The organism is Micromonospora sp. NPDC051006, from assembly GCF_044456245.1.
Taxonomy (GTDB): Bacteria; Actinomycetota; Actinomycetes; order Mycobacteriales; family Micromonosporaceae; genus Micromonospora.
Genome location: NZ_JBITFP010000008.1, coordinates 22,100 through 46,203 on the forward strand (window position 1 = coordinate 22,100; position 24,104 = coordinate 46,203).

A 24,104-nucleotide genomic window follows, 5' to 3' on the forward strand; every position below is an offset into this window, starting at 1 on the left:
GGTCGACTTTCGATCAGGGTCGGGGGGTGACCATGGACAGCGGGGTTAGGTTAACCTAACCTAATTCGCTGTCAAGTCCTGTTCGGCGTTTCCCCACCCCGGAGTTCACACTGTCCGTCATCGAGTCACCACCCGAGGGTGGCCGTCCCGCGCTGGCGCCCCCACCGCCCACACCCAGGCGGGGCCGCGTCGCCACCCGTAGCGCGGGCCTGGTCGCCGCCGTGCTGCTGCTCGTCGCCGTCGCCGTACTCAGCATCGCGGTGGGCGCGAAACAGCTCCCGCTCGCCGACGTCTGGTCGGGCCTGCTGCATTCCGACTCCACCGAGTACGCGGTGGTGCACCGGATGCGGCTGCCCCGCACCCTGCTCGGCCTGCTCGCCGGCGCGGCGCTCGGGGTGGCGGGCGCGGTGATGCAGGCGCTGACCCGCAACCCGCTGGCCGACCCCGGGCTGCTCGGCATCAACGCCGGCGCCTCCGCCGCCGTCGCCACCTCCGCGCTGCTCGGCGTGACCGCCCTCAACGGTTACGTGTGGTTCGCGCTGCTCGGCGCGGCGGTGGTCACCGCGCTGGTCTACGCGGTCGGTGGCGGGCGCGGGGCCACCCCGGCCCGGCTCGCGCTGGCCGGCGCGGCGCTCAACGCCACCCTCTTCTCGTACGTCAGCGCGGTGATGCTGCTCGACTCCGCCTCGCTGGACCGGCTCCGGTTCTGGACGGTCGGTTCGCTGGCCACCGCCGACTCGGCGACGGTCAACCGGGTGCTGCCGTTCCTGCTCGCCGGCCTGTTGGTCGCGCTGGCCACCGCGCGTCCGCTCAACGCCCTCGCGCTGGGCGACGACGCGGCCCGTGCGCTCGGCGCGCGGCCCGCGCTGATCCGGGCGGCCGTCATCGTGGCCGTCACCCTGCTCTGCGGCGCGGCCACCGCCGCCTGCGGTCCGATCGTCTTCGTCGGGCTGCTCGTGCCGCACCTGGTCCGCGCCCTGACCGGGCCGGACCTGCGTTGGCTGCTCCCCTACTGCGCGCTGCTCGCGCCGGTGCTGCTGCTCGGCGCCGACGTGCTGGGCCGGGTGCTCGGCCGACCCGGCGAGCTCCAGGTCGGGATGGTCACCGCGGTGTTCGGCGGCCCGCTCTTCCTCTGGCTGGTCACCCGACGCAGGGTGGGCAAGCCATGACCGTGCTGCGTACCCCGGGCGGCTTCTCGCTGCGCTTCCGCCCCCGCGCGCTCGCCGTCGGCGCCGGCTTCGCGGTGCTCGCCGCCGGGCTGGGTGTGCTGGCCATCGCGGGCGGCGACTACCCGATGACCCCCACCGACGTGCTGCGCACCCTCACCGGCGGGGGCACGCCGGCGGAGGAGTTCATCGTCACCGAGTTGCGGCTGCCCCGGCTGGTCACCGCCCTGCTGGTGGGCGCGGCGCTGGCACTGGCCGGCGCGGTGTTCCAGGCCCTGGTCCGCAACCCGCTCGGCAGCCCGGACATGCTCGGCTTCACCCAGGGCGCGGCGACCGGCGCGCTGGTGGTGGTCGTGCTCGGCGGCAGCAGCCTGGCGCTCTCCGGCGCGGCGGTGGTCAGTGGCCTCGCCACCGGCCTGCTGATCTACGCGATCGCGTGGCGCAACGGCGTGCACGGCTACCGGCTGGTGCTGGTCGGCATCGGGATGTCGGCCATCCTCACCGGGATCAACGGCTACCTGCTCACCCGTGCGCCGCTGATGGACGCGGCCCGGGCGATGCTCTGGCTCACCGGCAGCCTGGACGGGCGCGGCTGGTCCGACGCGCTGCCGCTGCTCACCGTGCTGGCGGTGCTGACGCCGGTGGTGCTGCTCGGCTGCGGCCCGGCGTTGCGGATGATGGAATTGGGCGACGACACCGCCAGCGCGCTCGGCGTCCCGGTGCGGCGGCTGCGCCTGGTGCTGCTCGCCGCGGCGGTGCTGTTGGTCTCCTTCGCCGCGGCCGCCGCCGGGCCGGTGTCGTTCGTGGCGCTGACCGCGCCGCACCTGGCCCGGCGACTCACCCGGGCGCCGGGGCCGAACCTGCTGCCCTCGATGTGCGTGGGCGCGGCCATGCTGGTCGGAGCCGACCTGCTGGCCCAGCGGGCGTTCACCGACCACCAGCTCCCGGTCGGGGCGGTCACCGGCGCGCTCGGCGGGGCCTACCTGGTCTGGCTGCTGGCGATGGAACGAAGGGCGGGGCGGCTATGAGTGCCCGCGACGAGAACGGAGCATCGATGGAGACCGGCACGACACGGCTGAGCGGCACCGGGATGACCCTCGCCTACGACCGGCGCGTCGTCGCCGAGGGGCTGAGCGTCGCCGTGCCCGACCGGTCGTTCACGGTGGTCATCGGGCCCAACGCGTGCGGCAAGTCCACGGTGCTGCGGGCGCTGTCCCGCATGCTCAAGCCGACCGCCGGCGCGGTGCTGCTCGACGGCGAGGACATCCACCGGCGGCCCGCCCGCCAGGTGGCCCGCACCCTCGGCCTGCTACCGCAGTCCTCGATCGCCCCGGACGGCATCACCGTCGCCGAGCTGGTGGCCCGCGGCCGTTACCCGCACCAGGGGCTGCTGCGGCAGTGGTCGCGCGAGGACGAGCGGGTGGTCGACGAGTCGATGACCGCGACCGGGGTGGCCGACCTGGCCGACCGGGCGGTGGACGAGCTCTCCGGCGGGCAGCGGCAGCGGGTGTGGATCGCGATGGCGCTGGCCCAGCAGACTCCGCTGTTGCTGTTGGACGAGCCGACCACGTACCTGGACATCGCCCATCAGATCGAGATCCTCGACCTCTGTGCCCGACTGCACGAGGAGCAGGGCCGCACCCTGGTCGCGGTGCTGCACGACCTGAACCACGCCGCCCGGTACGCCACCCACCTGATCGCGATGCGCGACGGGCGGGTCGTCGCCGCGGGCGAGCCCGGCGAGGTGGTCACCGCCGAGCTGGTGGCGGAGGTCTTCGGGCTGCCCTGCCGGGTGATCGAGGACCCGGAGACCGGCACCCCGCTGGTCGTCCCGGCGGGCCGCCGCCGGGCCGCCGTGCTCGCCCCGGAGCCGGCATGACCTTCGGGCACGGCGGCGCGCGGGTGTTCCGGGACCGGTGGGGTGTGCCGCATCTGCGCGCGGCCGACCCGCGGGCGCTCGCCGTGGCCCAGGGCCGGGTCACCGCGTACGACCGGGCCTGGCAGTTGGAGGTGGAGCGGCACCGGTCCCTGGGAAGCACGGCGTCCTTCCTCGGCGCGGACGCGGTCGGCTGGGACCGGTTCGCCCGGCAGGCCCGGCTGGACGACACCGCCCGGCGGTGCCACGCCGCCCTGGACCCGGCGACCGCCGAGTGGGTACGCGACTACGTGGACGGGGTCAACGCCGGCCTGGCCGCCGGTGCGGCCCGGGCGCCCGAGTTCGCCGCCGTCGGGCTCAGCCCCGGCCGGTGGGAGCCGTGGACACCGCTGGCGGTGTGGCTGACCCACCACATCCTCTTCGCCGGCTTCCCGAACAAGTTCTGGCGCGAGCAGGTCGCCCGCCAGTTCGGTGAGGCGGCGACGACCCTCTTCGCCGCCGACCACCCGGCGACCGCCGGCAGCAACGGTTGGCTGCTGGCCGGCGACCGGACGGCGACCGGCGCGGCGCTGCTCGCCGGCGACCCGCACCGGATCATCGAGGCCCCCGGGGTGTACCAGCAGATCCGGCTCGCCTGCCCCGAGTACGACGTGGTCGGCCTGGCCGTGCCGGGCGTGCCGGGCATCGCCCACTTCGGACACGCCGGCGAGGTGGCCTGGTCGATCACCAACGCGATGGCCGACTACCAGGACCTCTACGCCGAGCGGCTGCGCCGCCGGGACGGGGTGGTGCAGGCGTACGGCCCGGACGGCTGGGAGACGGCGGCGGCGCACACGGAGACCGTGGAGGTCGCCGGAGGGGACCCGGTCGACGTCGAGGTGGTCGAGACTCCGCGCGGACCGGTGATCGCCGGCGGGCCGGACGAGGAGTCGGCGATCAGCCTCCGCTACCCGCCCCGGGTTCTGGCGCAGCTCGGCTTCGCCGCGCTGCCCGCGCTGCTGCGCGCGCGTACCGTCGCCGACGTGGACGCGGCGGTCGACCACTGGGTCGAGCCGGTCAACGTGCTTCAGGCGGCGGACACCCGGGGCGGTCTGCTGCACCGGGTGGCCGGCGTGGTGCCGGTGCGGCACCCGGCCAACCGGCTGCGGATGGTGCCGGCCTGGGCGGCGGAGCACGCCTGGCAGGGCTGGTACGCGCCGATGCCGCGGGCCGAGGTCGACGGCTGCGCGGTGATGGCCAACGCCCGCGGGCTGGCCGCCCCGCTCGGCGTCGAGTTCGCCCCGCCGTACCGGGCCGACCGGATCCGCGAGCTGCTCGACGGCGGCCGGGAATGGACGGCCGAGGAGATGGCGGTGGTGCACACCGACACGCATCTCGCCGCCGCCGCCCCGCTGCTCGCCCGGCTGGCCGGCCTCAGCGGGCTCGGCCCGGCCGCCGCGGCGCTGCGCGACCGGCTGCTGCGCTGGGACCGCCGGATGGCCGCCGAGAGCACCGACGCCGCCGGGTTCGCCCTGGTGCGGGCGGCCCTGGTACGCCGACTCGCCGCACACCCGGCGCTCGCCACCCTGGCCGACCCGCCGCCGTACCCGGAGGTGTTCCAGCCCTGGCTAGCGCTGACCCCGAGGGTCGCGCTCGCGCTGACGACGCTGCTGGAAACTCCACTGCTGCCCGGCGTCGACCCGGACGCGCTGCTGCGCGCGGCCGTCGAGGAGGTGGCGGCGGCCGGGGTCGGGCTGCCAGCCTGGGGTGAGCTGCACCGGCTCACCCCGTGGCGGGCGCTGCCGGACCCGGACGCCGGCCCGGGCCCCCGGCTGGCCGGCGACCACGACTGCGTGCTCTCGACCTCCAGCGTCCCCGGGCTCACCCACCTGAGCGTGCGTGGCCCGGCGGCCCGCTACGTCTGGGACCTCGCCGACCGGGCGCGCAGCCGCTGGGTGGTGCCGCACGGCGCGTCCGGGGTGCCCGGCGACCCGCACCACCACGACCAGACGCCGGCCTGGCTGGCCGGCGACCTGCTGCCGGTGACCACCGACTGGGACCAGCTCACCGAGGCGCGAGCGGAGGACTGACCGCCGCACCGCGCGGGGGCGGTGAGCCGCCACCGTGCCTCCGGTGAGGGTGATACCTCTGCGGCATCAATATGCCGCAGAGGTATCACGCTCGTGCGGACCACCGCCGCCGGGCCCGACAGTGCCGGGGCGCGGTGGGTCAGGGGATGGTCAGGCCGTACGCCGCCAGGACCTCCTGGATCGGCTGGTAGAAGGTCGTGCCGCCGGAGGTGCAGTTGCCGCTGCCGCCGGAGAGGATGCCGACGATGCGCCCGGTCGACGCGACGTAGAGCGGGCCGCCGCTGTCGCCCGGCTCGGCGCAGATGTTGGTGCGGATCAGGCCGGCGACCGAACCCTGCGAGTAGTTGACGGTCTGGTTCAGGCCGGTGATCGTGCCGCAGCGTACGCCGGTGGTCGAGCCGCTGCGGCAGACCGCCAGACCGACGTAGGCGCCGGTGACGCCGTTGATGGTCAGCAGACCCGGGTAGGTGTAGACGGCGCTGGGGTGGGCGACCGTGCTGGTGTAGCGGACCAGGCCGTAGTCGTTGCCGGGGAAGCTGCTACCGGTACGGGAGCCGAGCACGGTGGTCTGGGCGCTGTTGGCGTACCAGGTGGCGCCGAGGGTGGTGCAGTGCCCGGCCGTGACGAAGTAGTAGGTGCTGCCGCTGCGGACGTTCGCGCCGAGCGAGCAGCGACCGCCACCGCCGTAGATCGCCTGGCCGCCGGCGATGAGGGTGCTCAGCCGTCCGGGTTCCCGGCGCAGCTGCGCGCCGGCCCGGGAGGCGGTCTCCCGCAGCGCGGCCAGGTCTCGCCCGGTGACGGTGTCGTCGACGGTGACGGTCATCCGGCCGGTGGCCGGGTCGAGCCCCCAGGTGGTGCCGGTGGTGCGCACCTCGGCGAGCACCGCCGCCGCGCCGGCCGAGTCGGGTCGGGCCTGGGCGGCGGCGGGGGTGCCGAGCACCAGCGCGGCGAGGACGAGGGCGACGAGCGGGAGACGGCGCATCCGGACCTCCGATTGATCGGCAGATGTCGATGTGCTCCCTCAGCATCCGCCGGTCCCACCGCGCATTCAAGACCCCGGCAGGATCACCCGGGGCACGGTCGGGGCGCCGCGTCGCCGCCACTCGCGCGGGTAGCCCAGCGACACCTCCTCGAACCGGACCCCGTCGTAGGAGGTGGTACGCGGGATGTGCAGGTGTCCGTAGACCACCGCCGTGGCCCGGAACCGCCGGTGCCAGTCGGCCGTCCGCACCGTGCCGCACCACTGCGCGAACTCGGGGTGCCGCAGCACCAGGGTCGGCTCGCGGACCAGCGGGAAGTGGTTGACCAGCACGGTCGGCCGGGTCGGATCGGTGGCGGCCAACCGGCGCTCGGTCGCCGTCACCCGGGCCGCGCACCAGGCGTCCCGGCTCGGGTACGGGTCGGGGTGCAGCAGCGCCTCGTCGGTGCAGACGACCCCCACGTCGTACGCCCGACGCAGCGACTCCTCCTTGCTGCTGGTGCCGGGTGCGTGGAACGAGTAGTCGTAGAGCAGGAAGAGCGGAGCCACGGTCACCGGACCGTCCGGGCCGGACCAGACCGGATAGTCGTCCTCGGGGGTGAGCACCCCCAGCTCCCGGCACATCGCGACCAGCTCCCGGTAGCGCGCGTCACCGCGCAGCTGGACCGGATCGTCGCGCATCGTCCACAACTCGTGGTTGCCGGGCGCCCAGACCACCGTGGCGAACCGGGCACGCAGCAGGGCCAGGGTGGACCGGATGTCGGCGAAGCGCTCGGCCACGTCCCCGGCGACGATCAGCCAGTCCTCCTCGGAGCCGGGGCGCAGCCCGTCCACGACCGCCCGGTTCTCCGCGTACCCGACGTGCAGGTCGCTCACCGCGAGCAGCCGCCCGGCGCTCACCCGAGTTCGGCCCGCACCCAGTCGGCGAGGTCCCGGGCGCAGTCGTCGACCGTGTCGCGCCAGGCCCGGTCCGCGCCCTCGCCCGCCTCGTCGCTGACCCGCTTAACCAACCGGCACGGCACCCCGACCTGGGCGGCGGCCCAGGCGATGGCGTACCCCTCCATGTCGACCAGGTCGGCGCGCCGCGCCAGCCGGGCCCGGGCCGCCTCGTCGGCGATGAACGCGTCGCCGGTGGCCAGCACCGCGGTCCGGCTGCCCAGGGTCAGCGGCGCGCCGTAGGTCTGCCCGGTGAGGGTCCGCAGCAGGTCGGTGTCGAGATCGTGCTGGAGCACCGTGCCGATCTCGTGGATGCCCGCCCAGCCCGGACGCAGCGCCCCGGCGGTGCCGAGGTTGAGCACCAGGCTCGGCTTCGGGCCGGCGGCCAGCACCCCCGCCAGCGCGGCCGCCGCGTTGACCTTGCCCATGCCGGTGAGCAGCACCGGCAGCCCGGAATCGAGGTACGCGGCCTCCTCCTCGACGGCCAGCACGACCAACGGCACGTCGGGTCGGATGTCACCGGAAAGAATCACCCGCGAATCGTACGGGCCGCCCGGGCGGGCCGGCCGGCGGCCGGTACGTCCACCGCGAGCAGCGCGCCGTCGAGCGGCCCGGGATCGGTGAGCCCGTACCGGGCGGTGGTCACGAAGAGCCGGCTCAGCCCCGGCCCGCCGAGACAGACGCTGGTCGGCTGCGCCGCCGGCAGCCGGACCTCCCGCTCCAGCGTGCCGTCCGGCCGGTAGCGGCGTACCGCTGAGCCGCCCCAGAGCGCCACCCAGAGGTGGTCGGCCACGTCCACCGTCATCCCGTCGGGGGCACCCTCGGCCGGGTCGAGGCGCAGGAACGGCTCCCGGGCGCCGAGCTCGCCGGTGCGGGTGTCCACGGTGAACCGGTCGACGTGCCCGCGCGGCGTGTCGGCCAGGTACATGGTCGTGCCGGCGCCGTCGAAGGCGGGCCCGTTGGCGATCGTCAGCCCGGTCACCACCGCGACCGGTGCGCCGCCCGGGTCCAGCCGATAGAGGGAGCCGCCGCCGGGCACCCCGGCGTAGGTCATGCTCCCGGCCCAGAAGCGGCCGTGCGGGTCGGCCACCGCGTCGTTCATCCGGGCCGGCTCGGACCGGCCGCCCTCCAGGTCGGCGACCGTCCGGTGCCCACCGTCGGCGGTGAGCCGGGCGATCCCGGTGCCGGCCACGGCCAGCCACTCCCCCGGCCGCCCCGCCACCGGCGCCACCGCGCCCAGCGGCACGTCCAGCCGGGTCAGCTCACGCAGCGGTCCCGGGCCGTCCCCACCGGTGCTCAGCAGCCGGCCGGCGAGCAGGTCGACCAGGACCAGCCGGTCGTCCACCCAACGGGCGCCCTCGCCCAGCTCGAGGCGGTCCGCGCTCCAGGCGGTGGGCTCGGTCAGCTCCATCTCTCCTCCTCCAACGACAACGCGGTGCGGGCCCGCCCGGTGCGGCCGCGACGGCGGTCAGCGCAGCGCGGTACCCGGTTCGTGGTCGAGCAGCGCCAGCTCGGCCCGCTCGGGCAGGCCCTCCCAGTCCCCACGGGTGGCGACGGCGAAGGCGGCGGTGGTCACCGCGCGATCCAGCCGGCCGGTGACGTCCGCCCCGTCGAGCAGCGCGGAGAGCAACCCGGCGACGAAGGCGTCCCCGGCGCCGATCGTCTCCACCACCGGCACCCGGCGGGCCGGGCGGTGCACGGTGCCGCTCTCGTGGTGGCTGGTCGCCCCGTCGACGCCGAGCTTGACCACCACCTCGCGTACGCCCCCGGCGCGCAGCGCGGCGGCGGGGTCGTCCGCGTCGGTGAGCACGGGCAGCTCGTCGGCGGAGGCGACCACCAGGTCGACCCAGGGCAGCAGCGGCCGCAGCGCCGCCGCGGCCTCGGCCACGGACCAGAGCCGGTTGCGGTGGTTGACGTCGAGGCAGACCAGCGCGCCGGCGGCGCGGGCCCGCTCGACGGCGGTGCGTACCGCCGCGTACGGGCCGGGGCCGAGGGCACAGGTGATCCCGGTGACGTGCAGCACCCGGGGTGACGCCGCGTCGAACGCGCGGTCGACGTCGGCCGGGGTCAGCCGCGAGCCGGCCGACCCGGCCCGGTGGTAGGTGACCCGGTTGAGGTCGGCCACCCGGGGTTCGAAGAGGATCAGCCCGGTGGGCGCGTCCGGGTCGACCCGCGACCAGGTCAGGTCGACGCCCTCGGCGCGCAGCGTGCGGCGGACCAGCGCGCCCGGCTCGTCGGCGCCGGTGACCCCGACCCAGCCGACGGTGTGGCCGAGCCGGGCCAGCCCGATCGCCACCGTGGACTCGGCGCCGGCGATGGAGATGCCGGCGGTGCCGCCGAGGCGCAGCGCGCCGGTGGCCCGGAAGGCGGCCATCGTCTCGCCGAGGGTGAGCACGTCGCTCACGCGCGTACCGCCGCCAGGAAGGCCGCCGCCCGCTGCCGCAGGGCGGCGGCGTCGCCGCCGCGGACGGCGTCGCCGAGCAGCGGGGATCCGACGCCCACGGCGATCGCGCCGCGCTCCAGGTAGCGCCGGGCGCCCTCGGCGTCGACGCCGCCGACCGGCACGAGCGGGGTGTCCGGGAACGGGTCGCGCAGCGCGGCGAGGTAGTCCGGCCCGCCGAACGAGGCGGGGAAGAGCTTGACCGCGGCGGCGCCGGCGGCCCGTGCGCGGACCACTTCGCTCGGGGTGAGCGCGCCGGCGAGCACCGGCAACCCCAGCCGGGGCGCCTCGTCCAGGCTGTCGGCGATCGCCGGGGTGACCAGGAAGGTCGCGCCCGCGTCGGCGGCGGCCCGGGCGTCGTCGACGGTGAGCACGGTGCCCGCGCCGAGGTGGAACTCCGGGCCGAGCGCGGCCCGGGCCCGGCGAATCGTGCCGAGCGCGTCCGCGCCCGTCAGCGACACCTCGATCAGCGCCACCCCGCTCTCGGCCAGGGTCAGCACCGCGGCCAGTGCCGCGTCCGGGTCCGGGCCGCGCACGATGGCGAGCAGTCGATGGGTACGCAGGGCGTCGGTCAGGTTCATCGGGGTCCTCCCCTTCGGTGGGCGGAGACGGTCAGTCGCCAGGTGACCTCGCCGGCGGGCGGGACCACCGCCGCGTCCCCGGGCCCGGCGTCGGCCAGGTCGAAGGCGGCGCCGAGCATCGGCTCCACCCCGACGCTGCGGTACGGCCGGTCGGCCGGCCAGCCGCGCAGGTTGCGCCAGAGCGCGGTGGACCGGGGCTGGTCGGCGCACTCCAGCTCCAGCGTCAGCAGGTCCGGCCCGTCCACCACCCGGACCCGGGGGCAGTCGACCAGCACCGCGCCGACGGCGGTCCCGTCGTCCGGGCCGAGCGCGTCCAGCGTCAACCCGGCCGGGGCGGGCCACTCGCCGGTCAGCCAGGGCTGGCAGGTGGGCCAGTCGCCCGGCAGCAGCTCGGCGGCCTCCGGGTGCAGCCGGGTGGGGGTGCCGGCCGGGGCCTGGAGTCGGGCCGCCGGCGAGAGGTCGAACAGGGCGTGGGCGGCCCACACGAAGCGGTAGCCGGGCGCGGCGGCGAGCCGGTAGTCGGCGACGACCGCGCCGGACCGCTCGGCCAGCCGCCGGGTGAGCGTGAAGTCCGGGCTCTCGACGACGGCGGTGTCGGGCCCGGTCGCGCGCCACGGCCGGGACCAGACGTCGCCGTGGTCGGGCCGGCCGCGCACGGTGGGCAGGCACTCCTCCAGCCCGCCGGCGTCCACGAACGCCGCCCCGGGCCGCACCGCGGCCCGGCCGGGCTGCGGCCCCCGCCAGAGCCACTCCCGACCGCCGCCGGCGAGGCTGGTCCAGCGTCCGCCGAGTGCGAGGTCGACACCGACGCGCAGCGGCACCGGCCGCTCGACGCCGGACGCCGGGTGGGCGGCCGGCTCCTGGTCACCGTCGGGGTTGCCGTCGGCGCCGGTCGGCCGGGCGGGGTGGGGCAGGTGGGGCGGCGGGTCGGTCGGGGTCACCATTCGGCGAACGAGCCGTCGGGGTGCCGCCAGACCGGGTTGCGCCAGGCGTGCGGGCTCTTCGCGGCCTTGCGGACCGCGGCCTCGTCGACGGTGACGCCCAGGCCGGGCCTGTCGAACTTGACGATGTGCCCGTCTACGAACCGGAACGGCTCCGGGTCCACGACGTAGTCCAGCAGTTCGGAATCGGCGTTGTAGTGGATGCCGATGCTCTGCTCCTGAATGAGGAAGTTCGGCGTCGCGAGAGCCACCTGAAGGCTCGCCGCGAGCGCGATCGGGCCGAGCGGGCAGTGCGGGGCCAGCAGCGCGCCGTACGTCTCGGCGAGCGCCGCGATCCGCCGCACCTCCGAGATGCCACCGGCGTGCGACAGGTCGGGCTGGACCACCGCCACCCCGGCCTGCAACGGGGTGAGGAACTCCGCGCGCCCGTAGAGGCGCTCGCCGGTGGCCACCGGCACGGGCGAGCAGGCGACGATGTCGCGCAGGTGGTGAGCCTGGTCCGGCAGGACCGGTTCCTCCACGAAGAACGGCCGCAGCGGCGCCAGCTCGGGCAGGATGCGCCGGACCGCGGCGAACCCGGCCCGACCGTGGAAGTCGAGCGCGATGTCCCGGTCGTCGCCGAGCACCTCCCGGGCGGCCACGACCCGGCCGAGTACCGCGTCGATCTCAGCCGACGTGGGGATGGGCGAGAGCTGCCCGGAAGCGTTCATCTTCACCCCGGTCAGCCCGGCGGCGACCTGCGCGGCGGCGGCGTCGGCGATCTCACCGGGATCGTCCCCGCCGATCCAGGAGTAGATCCGCACCCGGTCCCGGACCGCCCCGCCGAGCAGGGCGTGCACCGGCACCCCGTACGCCTGCCCGGCGATGTCCCAGAGCGCCTGGTCCAGCCCGGCCACCGCGCTCGAGAGCACCGGGCCGCCCCGGTAGAACCCACCCTTGGTGAGCACCTGCCAGTGCTGCTCGATGCGCAGCGGATCCTCGCCGAGGAGGTACTCGGCGAGCACCTCGACCGCGGTGCGGACGACCTCGGCCCGCCCCTCCACCACCGGCTCACCCCAGCCGACCAGCCCGGTGTCGGTCTCCACCCGGCAGAAGAGCCAGCGCGGGGGCACCAGGAAGGTCTCGATCCGTTCGATCCTCACTGGCTGCCCTTCTGTCCGCGGACCTTTTCCACGTCCCGTACCGCCTTCGCCAGGAGGTCGCGCATGGCTGTCTCGGCCGCGCTCTCGTCGCCCGCCCGGATCGCGTCGACCACCGCGCGGTGGCTCGGGACCGGATCGTCGTCGCTGTCACGGCCGTGCACCAGCCGGTCGCGCTCGGCGAGCCCGGTCTCCATCACCACCTCCATCCGGACCAGCAGCTCGTTGTGGGTGGCGGCGAGCAGGGCCCGGTGGAACGTGAGGTCGGCGGCCACCGCTGCGCTCGGGTCGCCGTGCGCCTCGGTCATCTCGGCGAGCGCGGCGTCGAGGGTCAGCACGTCCTCCGGAGTGGACCGGGCGGCGGCCAGCCGCGCCGCGGCCGGTTCGATGATGGCGCGGACCTCCTGGAGCTTGTCCAGCAGCCGCGGGTCGGCGCCGTCGGCGAACTGCCAACGGATCACGTCGCCGTCGAGCAGGTTCCAGTCGGCCCGCGGCCGGACGAACGTGCCGCGCTTCTGCCGGGCGTCCACGATGCCCTTGGCGGTGAGGACCTTCAGCGCCTCCCGCAGCGCGGTGAGGCTGACGTCCAACTCTTCCTGCAACGCGGCGATGTTCAGGGTGGCGCCCTCGGCGATCTCGCCGCTGAGGATGCGGCGGGCGATCACCTCGACGGTCTGCCCGTGGACGCCGCGGCCCGCGTACTGTGCCAATCTATTCGCGCCTTTTCGCTCGTCGGTTTCGATCTCTCAGGCCGAGGCTTTCACCGCGGTCCAACCGCCGTCCACCACCAGGCTCGCGCCGGTGACGTAGGCGGCGTCCGGCGAGGCGAGGAACGCCACCACCGCCGCCACCTCGTCGGGGGTGCCGAAGCGCTGCGCCACCGTCTGGGCGACGCTGCGGCGACGGTCCTCCTCGTCGATGCCGTCCCAGGCCCCGGTGAGGATCGGGCCGGGGAGCACGCTGTTGACCCGGACCTGCGGCCCGTACTCGACGGCGAGCTGGCGCCCGAGGGACACCAGGGCGCCCTTGGCCGCGGCGTACGCCGGCCGGCCGGGGAGGCCCACCAGCGCGTGCACCGACGACACCAACACCACCGCGCCGCAGCGGGCGATCAGGTCGTCGAGGCAGGCCCGGACGCCGAGGAACGCGCCGGTGAGGCTGACCCCGAGCTGCCGGTCCCAGGATGCCCGGCTGGTCTGGTGCGCGGGCGCGACCTCGACCGCGTAGGCGTTGCTGACCAGGATGTCGACCGGGCCGAGCCCGGCGCGCACCTGGTCGACCGCGGCCGTCCAGGATGCCTCGTCGGCGACGTCGGCCAGCACGGACAGTGCCTGCCCTCCGGCGGCGGTCAACTCCTCGGCCAGCGGTGTGCAGTCGCGGACGTCGAGCAGGGCGACCCGGGCGCCCTCGGCGGCCAGGCGTCGAGCCGTCGCCGCACCGATGCCCCCGAACGCGCCTGTGACCAGCGCTGTTCTACCGTCCAACCGACGCGCGTCCGGACTCATCGACACCTCACACCGAGCCGTTTAACCATTAATTACGAATACATCTTGACAGTCAGCCGGCTCGGATGCAACCTTCTGGTCACATCGTTCACACCACCGACACACAAGCGAGTGACGCAGCGTGTCGATGAGGAAGGGACACCGCGTGACCGACTTCGACCCCGGCCGCCGCCGGCTCCTCGGCCACCTCGGGCTCGCCGGCCTGGGCGTGCTCGGCGCCGGCCCGTTGCTCACCGCCTGCGCCAGCTCCGCCAGCGGGCCCGCGGGCGGCGACGGCGGCTCCAAGGCCGTGACCCTCCAGTCCAACCTCTCGTCGCCGCAGGCCAAGACGGCGATCGAGAAGCTGATCGACAGCTTCAACAAGCAGGGCAAGGGCACCGCGTCGGTCAACACGATCGCCTCGGAGACCTTCCGCACCCAGCTGCCGACCTACCTCACCTCCGCGAACCCGCCGGACCTCTACACCTGGTACGCGGGCTCGGTGGCCAACGACTACGCCAGCAAGGGGCTGCTGCTCGACGTCTCGGACGTCTGGCAGGGGCTGGGCGAGTACCCGCAGTCGCTGCGCACGCTCTCCACCGACGCCAGCGGCAAGCAGGTCTTCGTGCCGATGACCAACTACTGGTGGGGCTTCTTCTACCGCAAGAGCAACTTCGCCAAGTGGGGCGTGCAGGAGCCCAAGACCTGGGCCGAGTTCCTGTCGGTCTGCCAGACCATCCAGAGCAAGGGCGTCCCGCCGATCGGCATCGGCCTCGGCGACACCCCCTGGGTCGCCTCGGCCTGGTTCGACTACCTCAACATCCGGATCAACGGCGCGCAGTTCCACCGCGAGCTGCTCGCCGGTAAGCAGCGCTTCGACGACCCGAAGGTCAAGGCGGTCTTCCTGCGCTGGCGCGAGGCCCTGCCGTTCTTCGACCCGAAGGGCAAGGCGTACCCGTTCCAGGAGGCGACCACCGCGCTGCTCGCCGGCAAGACCGGGATGTTCCTGATCGGCACCTTCTTCGCCGACGCCGCGCCCAAGGACGCACTGGGTGACCTGGACTTCTTCCGGTTCCCGATCATCGACCCGGCGGTGCCGGTGGCCGAGGAGGCGCCGACCGACGGCTTCTTCGCGAGCGCCAAGACCGGCAACGCGACCGGCACCAAGGCCCTGCTGAGCTACCTGGCCTCGGTCGAGGCCCAGGAGGAGTACGTCCGGTCCAGCTCCGGGATCGTGCTGCCGGCGCACCCGAAGGCCAAGGCTGCCGACTCCCCGCTGGTGAGCAAGGGCAAGGCGATGCTGGAGAGCGCCGCGGAGCTGACCCAGTTCTTCAACCGCGACTCCAGCGACGCGCTCCAGCCGACGGCGGACACCGCGCTGACCAAGTTCATCGACAAGCCGGACCAGATCGACGCGATCCTGCGCGAGTGGCAGGCCGGCGCCGAGAAGGTCTTCAAGGGCTGACGTGACAGACGTGTCCACCAAGGCCGAGGCACCCCGGACGGCGGCGTCCGGTGTGGCCGGCACCCCCCGGCGGCGGCGACGGTCGGCTCGACTGTCGCCGCTGCTGGCGGCGTTCGTGCTGGTGCCCTTCGCCGTCGAGAGCATCTGGGTGTTCTGGCCGGCGCTACAGGGCTTCTGGTTCTCGCTGACCCGCTGGGACGGCCAGACCCCGCCGCAGTTCATCGGCGTCGACAACTACGTCGAGCTGGCCGGCGACGCCACCTTCCGCGGCGCCCTCATCAACACGGTCATCTGGCTGGTGCTCTTCGGCGGGCTATCCGTCGTCGGCGGCTTCGGGATGGCGCTGCTGCTGCAACGGGACCGCCGTGGCGTCGGCTTCTACCGGGCCGCCCTCTTCACCCCGGTGGTCTTCTCCCTGGTGGTGACGGCGCTGGTCTGGCGGGTCTTCTACCAGCCCGACGGGGTGGCCGACTCGATCCTGCGCGCGATCGGGTTGGAGCATCTCATCCGGCCGTGGCTCGCCGATCCGGAGACCGCGCTCTACGCGGTGATCCTGCCGGCGCTCTGGCGGCAGATCGGCTACGTGATGGTGCTCTTCCTCGCCGGTCTCAAGGCGATCGACCCGGCGCTGCACGAGGCCGCCCGGATGGACGGGGCGAACGCGTGGCAGCGGCTCTGGCACGTCACCGTGCCCCAGCTCAAGGGAGTCAACGCGGTCGTGCTGTCGGTCATCGTGATCGATTCGCTGCGCTCGTTCGACATCGTCTGGTCGTTGACCCGCGGCGGGCCGTACCACTCCTCCGAGCTGCTCAGCACCTACATGTACTCGGCGGCCTTCCAGAGCCTGCGGCTCGGGTACGCCTCGGCGATTGCCGTGGTGATCTTCGTGCTCGCACTCGCGGTCATCCTCGGCTACCTCGTGCGTGCGTTCCGGGAGGAAGCGTGATCCAGAAGTTCCGCACCGGGGCCTTCCACAGCGGCATGATCCTGCTCTCGCTGCTCTGGCTCGCCCCGGTGCTCTGGGTGGTCGTGATGTCCACCCGCACCTTCGACGACATCGCCGCCCACGGCGTGGGCAGCCTGCCTCACTCGTTCACCCTCGACACGTACCGCCAGGCGTGGACCGACGGCGGCGAGCTCCAGGCGCTGATCAACAGCATGCTGGTGACCATCCCGTCGGTGGCGCTGAGCCTGGCGCTGGCCGCGGTCGCGGCGTTCGCGCTGAGCCGCTACCGGATCCCCGGGCGGCGCACGATCCTGCTGCTGATGCTCGCCGGCAACCTGCTGCCGCCGCAGATCCTGCTGATCCCGGTGCAGAAGTTCAGCGAACTGACCGGCCTGTACGACACGCTCTGGGCGCTGATCGCGGTGCAGGTCGGCTTCGGGCTCGGGTTCTACACGTTCGTGCTGCACGGCTTCATGCGCGACCTCCCCAGCGAGATCCAGGAGGCGGCGACCATCGACGGGGCCGGCCCGTGGCAGATCTTCGCCCGGGTGATGCTGCCGCTGACCCGCCCGGCGCTGGCCGCGCTCGGCGCGCTCTCCTTCACCTGGATCTTCAACGACCTGCTCTGGGCGATCACCGTGCTGCGCACCGACGACCGGATGCCGGTCACCCCGGCGCTGCTCGCGCTCCAGGGTCAGTTCGTCTCGTCGTGGAGCGTCATCGCCGCCGGCACGGTCATCGCCGCGGTCCCGACGGTGGCGGTCTTCCTGCGGTTCCAGCGGCACTTCGTCTCCGGCCTGGCGATCGGAGCGGTCAAGTGAGCGCGAGGAGTGAGCCGCTCTTGCGAGCCCCGCAGTCGCGAACCAAGGAGGCCAAGTGAGCGGGGCAGGGCAGGGCGTGGCGCGGGGGTGGACGCTGCGCGGCGCGCGAACCGAGTACACCGTGACGCTGCCGGCGCACGGGCGCTGGTTGGAACTGTCCGCGTGGGGCCCGCACGGCGTGAGCGACGGGCCCTCCCCCGTCGCGTACGACGGGCCGGTGCCGTTCCTCACCGCCGGCGACGCCGCCCCGGTCGAGTACGCCACCGACGCCGACCGCCCGTTCACCGGCGCGGACCTGGTCGTGGAGACCACCACCGGGCACCGGCGGGTGGCGTTCGACTTCGCCGGGGCGGCGCACGACCCGGCCGCCGGCACGCTCGCGGTCACCTTCGCCGATTCGGTCACCGGGCTGCGCGCCGTGCTGCGCTACGCCGTCCCGACCGGCACCGACGTGGTGCGACGCTGGGTGGAGCTGACCAACACCGGCGCCGAGCCGCTGCGGCTGGTCCGGGCCGGCTCGGCCGGGTTCTCCGTGCCGACCCCGCACGGGGCGGTGCTCAGCCACCAGTGGGGTCAGTGGGCGCAGGAGTTCCAACTCGACCACGTCGACCTCGGCCATGGCGGGTTCACCATCGGCAGCAGCCAGGGCGTCCCCGGCCACCTGCACGTACCGTGGCTGGCCGTGCGCGACCGGGCCGCGCCGGACGGCCCCACCTGGGGCGTCGCGGTGGCCTGGACCGGCTCCTGGGAGATCACCGCGGAGCGCGACACCGGCGGGCTGACCCGGGTACGGGCCGGCCGCCAGCTGGCCGACGGGCCGCTGGAACTGCCGGCCGGCGCCGAGCTGACCCTGCCCGAGGTCGCCGGGGCGTACAGCGCCGACGGGCTGGACGGGCTGGCCCGGGTCTGGCACCGCTACCAGCGGCTGCTCGCCGGGGACCGGCTGACCCCCCGGCCGGTGCTCTACAACTCGTGGGAGGCGACCTACTTCGCGGTCGACGCCCAGAGCCAGCTCGCGCTCGCCCGGATCGCCGCCGACCTCGGGGTGGAGACCTTCGTGGTGGACGACGGCTGGTTCCTCGGCCGCACCGACGACACCACCGGCCTCGGCGACTGGTCGCCCGACCCGGCCAGCTTTCCGGACGGCTTCGAGGCGTTCATCGCCGAGGTGCGCGCGCTGGGGCTGCGGTTCGGGCTCTGGGTGGAGCCGGAGTGTGTCAGCCCCAAGTCGCGGCTCTACGCCGAGCACCCCGACTGGGTGTACCGCGTCGATGGCCGGCCGCTCACCCCGATCCGCAACCAGTACCTGCTCGACCTGGGCCACCCGGAGGTCGCCGAGTTCGTCCACGGCACCCTCGACGACCTGCTGCGCCGTTACGACATCGCGTACCTGAAGTGGGACTTCAACCGGCCACGGACCGAACCGGGCCGGGCCGGCGCCCACGGCGCGGTCGACCTGGACGGCGCGCACGTGGCCGCCCTGCACCGCGTCTACGACCGGTTGCGCCGGGACCACCCGGACGTGCTGATCGAATCGTGCGCGGGCGGCGGCGCCCGCACCGACCTGGCGATGGCCGCCCGGGCCGACATCTTCTGGCCCAGCGACAACACCGCCCCGATGGACCGGCTGGCCATCCAGCACGGTTTCCTGCACGCCAACGCCCCGCACCTGCTCAGTTCGTGGGTGACCGACGCGCCCGGGATCTTCGACCCGCGGCCCCGGTCGCTGGCGTTCCGCTTCGTGCTGGCGATGGCCGGGGTGCTCGGCATCGGCGCGGACATCCGGCACTGGACCCCGGAGCAGCGGGCCGAGGCGGCCGGCTGGATCGCCCGGTACAAACAGATCCGGGAGGTGGTCACGCACGGCGAGGTGCACCTGATCGGCGGGCCGGACCAGGCCCGCTGCGCGGTGCAGTACACCTCGCCCGACCGGCGGACCGTGGTCGTGCTGGCCTGGCACACCGGCCGGTCGGACGGCGTCGGGCTGCTGCCGTCGCGTCCGGTGCGGCTGCCGCTGCGCGGCCTCGACCCGGACGCGCGGTACCGACACGGCGAGCAGCGCTACTCCGGCAGCCACCTGGGCGCGGTCGGCCTGCCGGTGCAGTGGACCCCGAGCCACGACGCCGAACTCGTCGTCCTGCACCGCGACTAGGCGGTCCCGGCGATCGCTGCGAGGCGGCGGGCGAGCACGGCAGCGGCCTCTCGCAGCTCCGGCGGCTCCAGCACCTCCGCCTCGAAGCCCAGCCGGGCCACGTGCGCGGCGAGCCAGTGCAGGTCGTCCCCGCCGACGACGAGCACGCACCACCCGTCGCGATCGCCCTCGACCCGCCCGACCTGGGGTGGCACCAGCTGCCGCACCCGGTCGGGCGGGGCGTGCACCCGCACCCGGGCGAGATAGCGGTACGGCGCCTCGGTCACCGACCGCTGCACGTAGGCGACCGGGTCGGGGTGCTCCCTCGGCCGGAAGCGCCAGGTCGTCGTCTCCACCTCGCGCATCCGGTCCAGCCGGAAGGTGCGCCAGTTCTCGCGGTCGACGTCCCAGGCCATCAGGTACCAGCGGCGGCCGGTGGTCACCATCCGCACCGGCTCGACCGTGCGCTCGCCCTCCCCGCCGTCGCGGCCGGGGTAGCGGAACCGGACCCGCACGGCGTCGCGACACGCCCGCGCGAGGGTGACCAGCAGCTCCGCGTCGATCTCGACCCCGGGGCCGACCAGGGTGTCGGTGGCGCCGTAGACCGCCCGCACCTCGGCGCGCAGCCGGGACGGCATCACCTGGTCGAGCTTGGCGAGGGCTCGCAGCGCCGACTCGCCCGCCCCGGCGACCGTGCCGCCCGACGCCAGCCGCAGGGAAACCGCCGTCGCGATCGCCTCCTCGTCGTCGAGCAGCAGCGGCGGCAGCCGGGTGCCGGCGCCGAGCTGGTAGCCGCCGCCGACGCCCGGCGTCGCGTGTACGGGGTAGCCGAGCGCGCGCAGCCGCTCGACGTCGCGGCGCACCGAGCGGTCGGTGACCCCCAGCTCGACGGCGAGTTCGGCGGCGGTCCAGGACGGCTGGCGCTGCAGCAGCGCCAGCAACCGCAGCACCCGCTCGGTCGTCGCCTCGACGGTCACGCGTCGATGGTTCCACAGATCACGGAACGATCCTGTCCGCTATCTGCGGCAGGCTGTGTCCATGACCGACCCGACCTGGAACTCCCTGCTCCGAGACCAGCTCGCCTGGCACTGGACCAATCAGTTACGCGATCGCCGCGACGGGCTCACCGACGACGAGTACTTCTGGGAGCCCTCGCCCGGCTCCTGGAGCGTGCGCCCGCGCGGCACCGGCACGGCACCGGTGCAGGCCGGGTCCGGCGCGATGACCATCGACTTCGCGATGTCGCAGCCCGACCCGCCACCGTTCACGACGATCGCCTGGCGGCTCGGGCACGTGATCGTCGGGGTGCTCGCGGCGCGAAACGCCGCGCACTTCGGCCGCACGCCCACCGACTACCAGTCGTTCGAGTACGCTGCGACCGCGAAGGCGGCGCTGGCCCAGCTCGACACGGAGTACGCCACCTGGCAGGCCGGGGTCGAGGCCCTCGGCGAAGCCGGTCTCGCCCGCCCGTGCGGGGAGGCGGAGGGGCCGTACGCCGAGCACCCGATGGCGGCGCTGGTGCTGCACATCAACCGCGAGCTGATCCACCATCTGGCCGAGGTCTGCCTGCTCCGCGACCTCTACCTGCACACCAACCGGCAGACCCGACGGGAGGCGAGCTGAGATGGCCCGCGACGTACAGATCACTTTCGACTGCGCCGACCCGGCCGCGCTGGCGGCGTTCTGGGCCGACACCCTCGGCTACCGGCTACAGGACCCACCCCCGGGCTTCGAGTCGTGGGAGCAGGCGCTGGAGGCGATGGGCGTGCCGCCCGAGCGCCGCAACGAGGCCTCGGCGTTGCTCGACCCCGAGGGCGCGGGGCCGCGGTTGTTCTTCCAGCGGGTGCCGGAGCCCAAGCAGGTCAAGAACCGGGTGCACCTCGACGTGCGGGCCGCTCCGGGGCTCGAGGGAGACGCGCGGATGGCCGCCCTGGAGGCGGAGGCCGAACGGCTCGTCTCGCGTGGCGCCACCCGGCTCGAGCGCCACGAGCCCGCTCCCCCGCTCGGCGCCGGTCACATCATCATGGCCGACCCGGAGGGCAACGAATTCTGCCTCGACTGACCGGCTACGCGTGACCACCCGGGTCAGTCGGAGGCGAAGCGGTAGGGCACGAAGTCCTTCTCCGCTCCGCAGGCGATGACCCGGGTGTTCCACGAGCAGGTGGCGCTGCGTACGTCCTTGAGCTGGCCCAGCTCGGCCACCTCTCCGGTGCCCGCCCACACCCCGGCCATGCTGCGGTCGTCCTGCACCGTGCTCGGCGGCTTGGCGAAGACGAGCACGTTGCCGGCGTCGATCCGCACCCCGACACCGTCACGGTCGCGCAGCACCGCCTTGCCCTCGGCGTCGAAGATGGTGCTCGTCGTGGCCGGGTCGCTGCGCTGCACGAGCAGGCGCTCGCCGAGTGGCACCAGCGTCGACGCGTTCGGGGCCGGCCAGTTGACCCGGCCCTTCTCGTTGACCGCCACCACCTCGGTCCGCGCGGCCTCGGAATCCGGCACCTCCAGCAGGCAGGCGCGCCGCTCGCCGCAGGCCACCAGCGCCTTCGGCCGGCGCCGGTCGTCCGGGGAGCGGTAGAGCAGCACCGGCTTCGCCGACGAGTTCAGGTCGTAGGCGAGCAGCTGATAGCCGCTGTCGTTGTTCGCCACGTAGAGCCGGTCCTCGTGGGCCGCGAGCAGGTCGTCGAGGTCGGCGACCGCGCCCCACTCGCGCACGATCCCGCCAGTGTCCATGTCGACCAGTCGCACCGAGCGGTCCGCGCCGACCTGCACCAGCCGCCGCGTCTGCCCGTCCTCCCACGGGTCACGGGACCCGCCGTCCAGGTACGCCGGCCCGCCGGCTCCCGCGTCGGTGCCCACCGGCAGGACCTCGGTCCGGGTGCTGCCGTACTGCTCCTTCGGGTTGGGCTGGCTCCACCGCTCCCGGCCGTGATCCATCCACAGGCCGACCAGCCGGTGCTCGGTCCGGTCGACCAGCACCGCGGTCCGCTCGGTGAAGAAGACCTCGTCGTCGCCGCGCACCGGGCGGTTCCAGCGCCGCTCGCCGGTCGCACCGTCCAGGATCACCGGCTCGCGCGGGGTGCTGTCGCCGGGCGCGTCGGCGAAGATCGCCACCGCGCCCGGGACGGCGACCAGCCGCTCCCAGTCGTCCGCGACGAAGCCGGTCTGCTTGCGCCACAGCTCGTCACCGGTGCCAGCGTCGACCGCGACCACCTCAAGCTGGTTGTCGGCCCGCTGGTACGCCAGGTAGGCGCGGTCGCCGAGCACCGCGGTCCACATTCCGCTGGGCCGCTCGTCGCCGGCCTTCGGCCGGGCCACCTCGGTCAGCGCCTCCTGCCACTCCAGCCCCGGGTAGCGGTCCCGCGTCAGGTAGAGCACCGCCGCGGCGCCCACCCCGGCGAGCGCGAGGACCGCGCCCAGCGCGATCCACCAGACCCGCCGCCGACGACCGGCCCGCCCACCGGGCCGAGCCGGCGACACCGGCCCGCCGCCCGGCGGGCCGGACGCGGCGGCGCCGAACGGTGGCCCGGGCGGCCCGCCGAACGCCGGGGATGTCGGCCTACCGAACGCCGGGGCGGACGGGCCACCGGGCGAGGGCGCGGCGGGACTGCCGTAGGGCGGCAGGGGCGGTGGGCCGCCGAGTGGGGGCGCGGAGACCGGACCCGCGGGCTCCGGCAACGCCGTCGGGTGTTCGGCCAGGTCGGCGAGCGTGGGTCCGAGGCCGACACCGGCCGGCATCGTCGCCGCCAGGGTCGCCGGCACCGCGGGGGCACCGGCCGGCACCGTCGTACCCGGACCGGCGGCCGGCCGGGTCGGGTCGTCCGCCGCCTCGGGCGGGGCGGCGGGCACGGTCGGTGCCGTGACAGCGGACGGCGGGGCGGCCTGGCCGGGTACGGCGGGCGCGGCGGCCGGCGCGGCGGGGCCGGGCATCGGCTGGGGCGGGCGTCCGGCCGGGCGGCGCAGCGGCAGGTCGGTGAGCGCGCCCTCGGCCACCGGCAGCTCCGGCTGCTCCAGCACGGTCGGTGCGATCCCGAGGTCGGCATGGAGCATCCGGGCCACCAGTGGCATCCGGGACGAGCCACCGACCAGGAAGAGCCCGGCCAGCTGCTCCGGAGTCAGGCCGGCCTCGGCGATCACCTCACGGGCGGCGGCCACCGCGCGGCGCAGCAGCGGCGTGGCGGCGCGCTCCACGTCGTCGCGGGTCAGCCGCACCGCCTCGGCGATCCCGGGCACCGCCACCGGCGCGGTGGTGCCGCGGGAGAGCATCTCCTTCGCGCCCCGTACCTCGTCCCAGAGCTGGACGCGGTCCCGCCGCCCGGGGGCGTCGCGTGGGCCGGCCAGCCGCGCCCACTGCTCCGGGTGCCGCCCGGCGACCAGCTCGCCGACGCGCCCGATGAGCGCGAGGTCGACGTCCAGCCCGCCGAGGTCGGGCAGGCCGCCGCAGGAGATCACCGTGAAGCCGGAGTCACCCCACGGGTCGGCGCCGTCGTTGCGGACCACGGCGACGTCCAGGGTGCCGCCGCCGAAGTCGAAGACCGCGATCGCCTCGCCGACCGGCACCGGGCGACGCAGCACCTCGGTGTAGTAGCGGGCGGCGGCCACCGGCTCGCGCAGCAGCCGCGTTCCGGGGGGCGTGGGGCCGGCCAGGGTGTGTTCGGCCGCCTGCGGCCAGCCGGCGCGCAGCAGCGCGTCGTTGAGCACGTGCCGACGCGGGGCGTCCCAGGCCGCCGGGCAGGTGAGCACGGCCGGGGGTAGGAAGCCGACCGTCGCCACCGCGGATCGGCCGACCACGTGGAGCACCGCGCCGAGCAGCTCGGCGGGGGCGAACTCACGGTCGCCGAGCGGGACGGCCTGCTCGCCGATCCGGCGCTTCGGGTTCGGCTCGAACCGCGCCGGGTCCTCCTGCGCCAGCCGCCGGGCGTCCAGACCGGCGTGCAGCCTGCCGTCCGAGTCGGCGTACACGGCGGAGGGCATGATCGGCTGACCGTCCACCAGCAACGGACGGGTCCGACCGTCGGGCCAGCGCAGCACGGCGACGGTGTTGGACGTGCCGAGGTCGACACCGAGGGCGAAGCCCTCGTGCTGGCCTGCCATCTACCGATACCTCCGCCGCGACGAGGGATGTCGACCCCG

General features: G+C 74.7%; 22 protein-coding genes. 10 read left to right on the forward strand and 12 right to left on the reverse strand.

Features of this window, described 5'->3' with window-relative positions; translation table 11 throughout:
- Nucleotides 1-68: 68 nt before the first annotated feature.
- The 4 genes from ACIBBA_RS15265 (at nucleotide 69) to ACIBBA_RS15280 (ending at nucleotide 5,111) form a co-directional block, all read left to right on the forward strand.
- Nucleotides 69-1,169 carry a FecCD family ABC transporter permease gene (locus tag ACIBBA_RS15265; RefSeq protein ID WP_396697912.1) on the forward strand — a complete coding sequence of 367 codons (1,101 nt, stop codon included), beginning with the start codon at nucleotides 69-71 and terminating at the stop codon, nucleotides 1,167-1,169.
- Nucleotides 1,166-2,194, forward strand: coding sequence for a FecCD family ABC transporter permease (locus ACIBBA_RS15270; RefSeq protein ID WP_396697542.1), 1,029 nt, complete (start codon nucleotides 1,166-1,168; stop codon nucleotides 2,192-2,194). Before ACIBBA_RS15265 ends, ACIBBA_RS15270 begins: the two co-directional genes overlap by 4 nt.
- Before the next feature lie 62 nt (nucleotides 2,195-2,256).
- Nucleotides 2,257-3,045 carry an ABC transporter ATP-binding protein gene (locus ACIBBA_RS15275; protein WP_350871111.1) on the forward strand — a complete coding sequence of 263 codons (789 nt, stop codon included), beginning with the start codon at nucleotides 2,257-2,259 and terminating at the stop codon, nucleotides 3,043-3,045.
- Complete coding sequence (locus ACIBBA_RS15280; protein WP_396697544.1) at nucleotides 3,042-5,111, forward strand: penicillin acylase family protein; 2,070 nt, start codon at nucleotides 3,042-3,044, stop codon at nucleotides 5,109-5,111. The genes ACIBBA_RS15275 and ACIBBA_RS15280 overlap by 4 nt, the downstream gene beginning before the upstream one ends.
- A 139-nt stretch (nucleotides 5,112-5,250) precedes the next feature.
- Here ACIBBA_RS15280 and ACIBBA_RS15285 read toward each other — a convergent pair whose 3' ends face one another.
- From ACIBBA_RS15285 to ACIBBA_RS15330, 10 genes are all read right to left on the reverse strand, one after another.
- Nucleotides 5,251-6,093 (reverse strand): S1 family peptidase, encoded by an 843-nt coding sequence (locus ACIBBA_RS15285; protein ID WP_396697546.1) that lies wholly within the window; start codon nucleotides 6,091-6,093, stop codon nucleotides 5,251-5,253.
- Nucleotides 6,094-6,159: 66 nt separating this feature from the next.
- Entirely contained in the window at nucleotides 6,160-6,990 is an 831-nt protein-coding gene (locus ACIBBA_RS15290; protein ID WP_396697547.1) for a metallophosphoesterase family protein, read from the reverse strand.
- The gene (locus ACIBBA_RS15295) at nucleotides 6,987-7,559 is read right to left on the reverse strand and encodes a nucleosidase (protein ID WP_396697549.1); all 573 of its coding nucleotides are present in this window, start codon (nucleotides 7,557-7,559) and stop codon (nucleotides 6,987-6,989) included. Before ACIBBA_RS15295 ends, ACIBBA_RS15290 begins: the two co-directional genes overlap by 4 nt.
- Entirely contained in the window at nucleotides 7,556-8,437 is an 882-nt protein-coding gene (locus tag ACIBBA_RS15300; protein ID WP_396697551.1) for an SMP-30/gluconolactonase/LRE family protein, read from the reverse strand. Before ACIBBA_RS15300 ends, ACIBBA_RS15295 begins: the two co-directional genes overlap by 4 nt.
- Nucleotides 8,438-8,494: 57 nt before the next feature.
- On the reverse strand, nucleotides 8,495-9,430 hold the full coding sequence (locus tag ACIBBA_RS15305) for a sugar kinase (RefSeq protein WP_396697553.1): 936 nt from the start codon (nucleotides 9,428-9,430) through the stop codon (nucleotides 8,495-8,497).
- Nucleotides 9,427-10,047 carry a bifunctional 4-hydroxy-2-oxoglutarate aldolase/2-dehydro-3-deoxy-phosphogluconate aldolase gene (locus tag ACIBBA_RS15310; protein WP_396697555.1) on the reverse strand — a complete coding sequence of 207 codons (621 nt, stop codon included), beginning with the start codon at nucleotides 10,045-10,047 and terminating at the stop codon, nucleotides 9,427-9,429. The genes ACIBBA_RS15305 and ACIBBA_RS15310 overlap by 4 nt, the downstream gene beginning before the upstream one ends.
- Nucleotides 10,044-10,991: a hypothetical protein gene (locus tag ACIBBA_RS15315; RefSeq protein WP_396697557.1), complete on the reverse strand. Its 948-nt coding sequence runs from the start codon at nucleotides 10,989-10,991 to the stop codon at nucleotides 10,044-10,046. Before ACIBBA_RS15315 ends, ACIBBA_RS15310 begins: the two co-directional genes overlap by 4 nt.
- The gene (dgoD, locus tag ACIBBA_RS15320; RefSeq protein WP_396697559.1) at nucleotides 10,985-12,130 is read right to left on the reverse strand and encodes a galactonate dehydratase; all 1,146 of its coding nucleotides are present in this window, start codon (nucleotides 12,128-12,130) and stop codon (nucleotides 10,985-10,987) included. Before dgoD ends, ACIBBA_RS15315 begins: the two co-directional genes overlap by 7 nt.
- Nucleotides 12,127-12,837 (reverse strand): FadR/GntR family transcriptional regulator, encoded by a 711-nt coding sequence (locus tag ACIBBA_RS15325; protein ID WP_396697561.1) that lies wholly within the window; start codon nucleotides 12,835-12,837, stop codon nucleotides 12,127-12,129. Before ACIBBA_RS15325 ends, dgoD begins: the two co-directional genes overlap by 4 nt.
- Nucleotides 12,838-12,873: 36 nt before the next feature.
- Entirely contained in the window at nucleotides 12,874-13,632 is a 759-nt protein-coding gene (locus ACIBBA_RS15330) for an SDR family NAD(P)-dependent oxidoreductase (protein ID WP_396697563.1), read from the reverse strand.
- Between the two features lie 145 nt (nucleotides 13,633-13,777).
- Between ACIBBA_RS15330 and ACIBBA_RS15335 the strand changes: the two genes are divergently transcribed.
- The 4 genes from ACIBBA_RS15335 to ACIBBA_RS15350 are packed head-to-tail and all read left to right on the forward strand — an operon-like array spanning nucleotide 13,778 to nucleotide 18,995.
- Nucleotides 13,778-15,076, forward strand: a complete 1,299-nt coding sequence (locus ACIBBA_RS15335) for an ABC transporter substrate-binding protein (RefSeq protein ID WP_396697565.1) — start codon at nucleotides 13,778-13,780, stop codon at nucleotides 15,074-15,076.
- Between the two features lies 1 nt (nucleotide 15,077).
- On the forward strand, nucleotides 15,078-16,022 hold the full coding sequence (locus ACIBBA_RS15340) for a carbohydrate ABC transporter permease (RefSeq protein WP_396697568.1): 945 nt from the start codon (nucleotides 15,078-15,080) through the stop codon (nucleotides 16,020-16,022).
- Nucleotides 16,019-16,843, forward strand: a complete 825-nt coding sequence (locus ACIBBA_RS15345; RefSeq protein ID WP_396697570.1) for a carbohydrate ABC transporter permease — start codon at nucleotides 16,019-16,021, stop codon at nucleotides 16,841-16,843. Before ACIBBA_RS15340 ends, ACIBBA_RS15345 begins: the two co-directional genes overlap by 4 nt.
- Nucleotides 16,844-16,898: 55 nt before the next feature.
- On the forward strand, nucleotides 16,899-18,995 hold the full coding sequence (locus ACIBBA_RS15350) for an alpha-galactosidase (protein ID WP_396697572.1): 2,097 nt from the start codon (nucleotides 16,899-16,901) through the stop codon (nucleotides 18,993-18,995).
- Here the strand turns inward: ACIBBA_RS15350 and ACIBBA_RS15355 are convergent.
- Nucleotides 18,992-19,951, reverse strand: coding sequence for a helix-turn-helix transcriptional regulator (locus ACIBBA_RS15355; protein WP_396697574.1), 960 nt, complete (start codon nucleotides 19,949-19,951; stop codon nucleotides 18,992-18,994). The two genes, ACIBBA_RS15350 and ACIBBA_RS15355, sit on opposite strands and share 4 nt — an antisense overlap.
- 61 nt (nucleotides 19,952-20,012) lie before the next feature.
- On the opposite strand from ACIBBA_RS15355, the gene ACIBBA_RS15360 reads away from it, so the two are divergent.
- Both ACIBBA_RS15360 and ACIBBA_RS15365 read left to right on the forward strand, forming a co-directional pair.
- Complete coding sequence (locus tag ACIBBA_RS15360; RefSeq protein WP_396697576.1) at nucleotides 20,013-20,597, forward strand: DinB family protein; 585 nt, start codon at nucleotides 20,013-20,015, stop codon at nucleotides 20,595-20,597.
- A 1-nt stretch (nucleotide 20,598) separates the two neighbouring features.
- Nucleotides 20,599-21,036: a VOC family protein gene (locus ACIBBA_RS15365; protein ID WP_396697578.1), complete on the forward strand. Its 438-nt coding sequence runs from the start codon at nucleotides 20,599-20,601 to the stop codon at nucleotides 21,034-21,036.
- A gap of 23 nt (nucleotides 21,037-21,059) precedes the next feature.
- On the opposite strand, the gene ACIBBA_RS15370 is transcribed toward ACIBBA_RS15365, so the two are convergent.
- Nucleotides 21,060-24,065 (reverse strand): Hsp70 family protein, encoded by a 3,006-nt coding sequence (locus tag ACIBBA_RS15370; RefSeq protein WP_396697580.1) that lies wholly within the window; start codon nucleotides 24,063-24,065, stop codon nucleotides 21,060-21,062.
- Nucleotides 24,066-24,104: the final 39 nt, after the last annotated feature.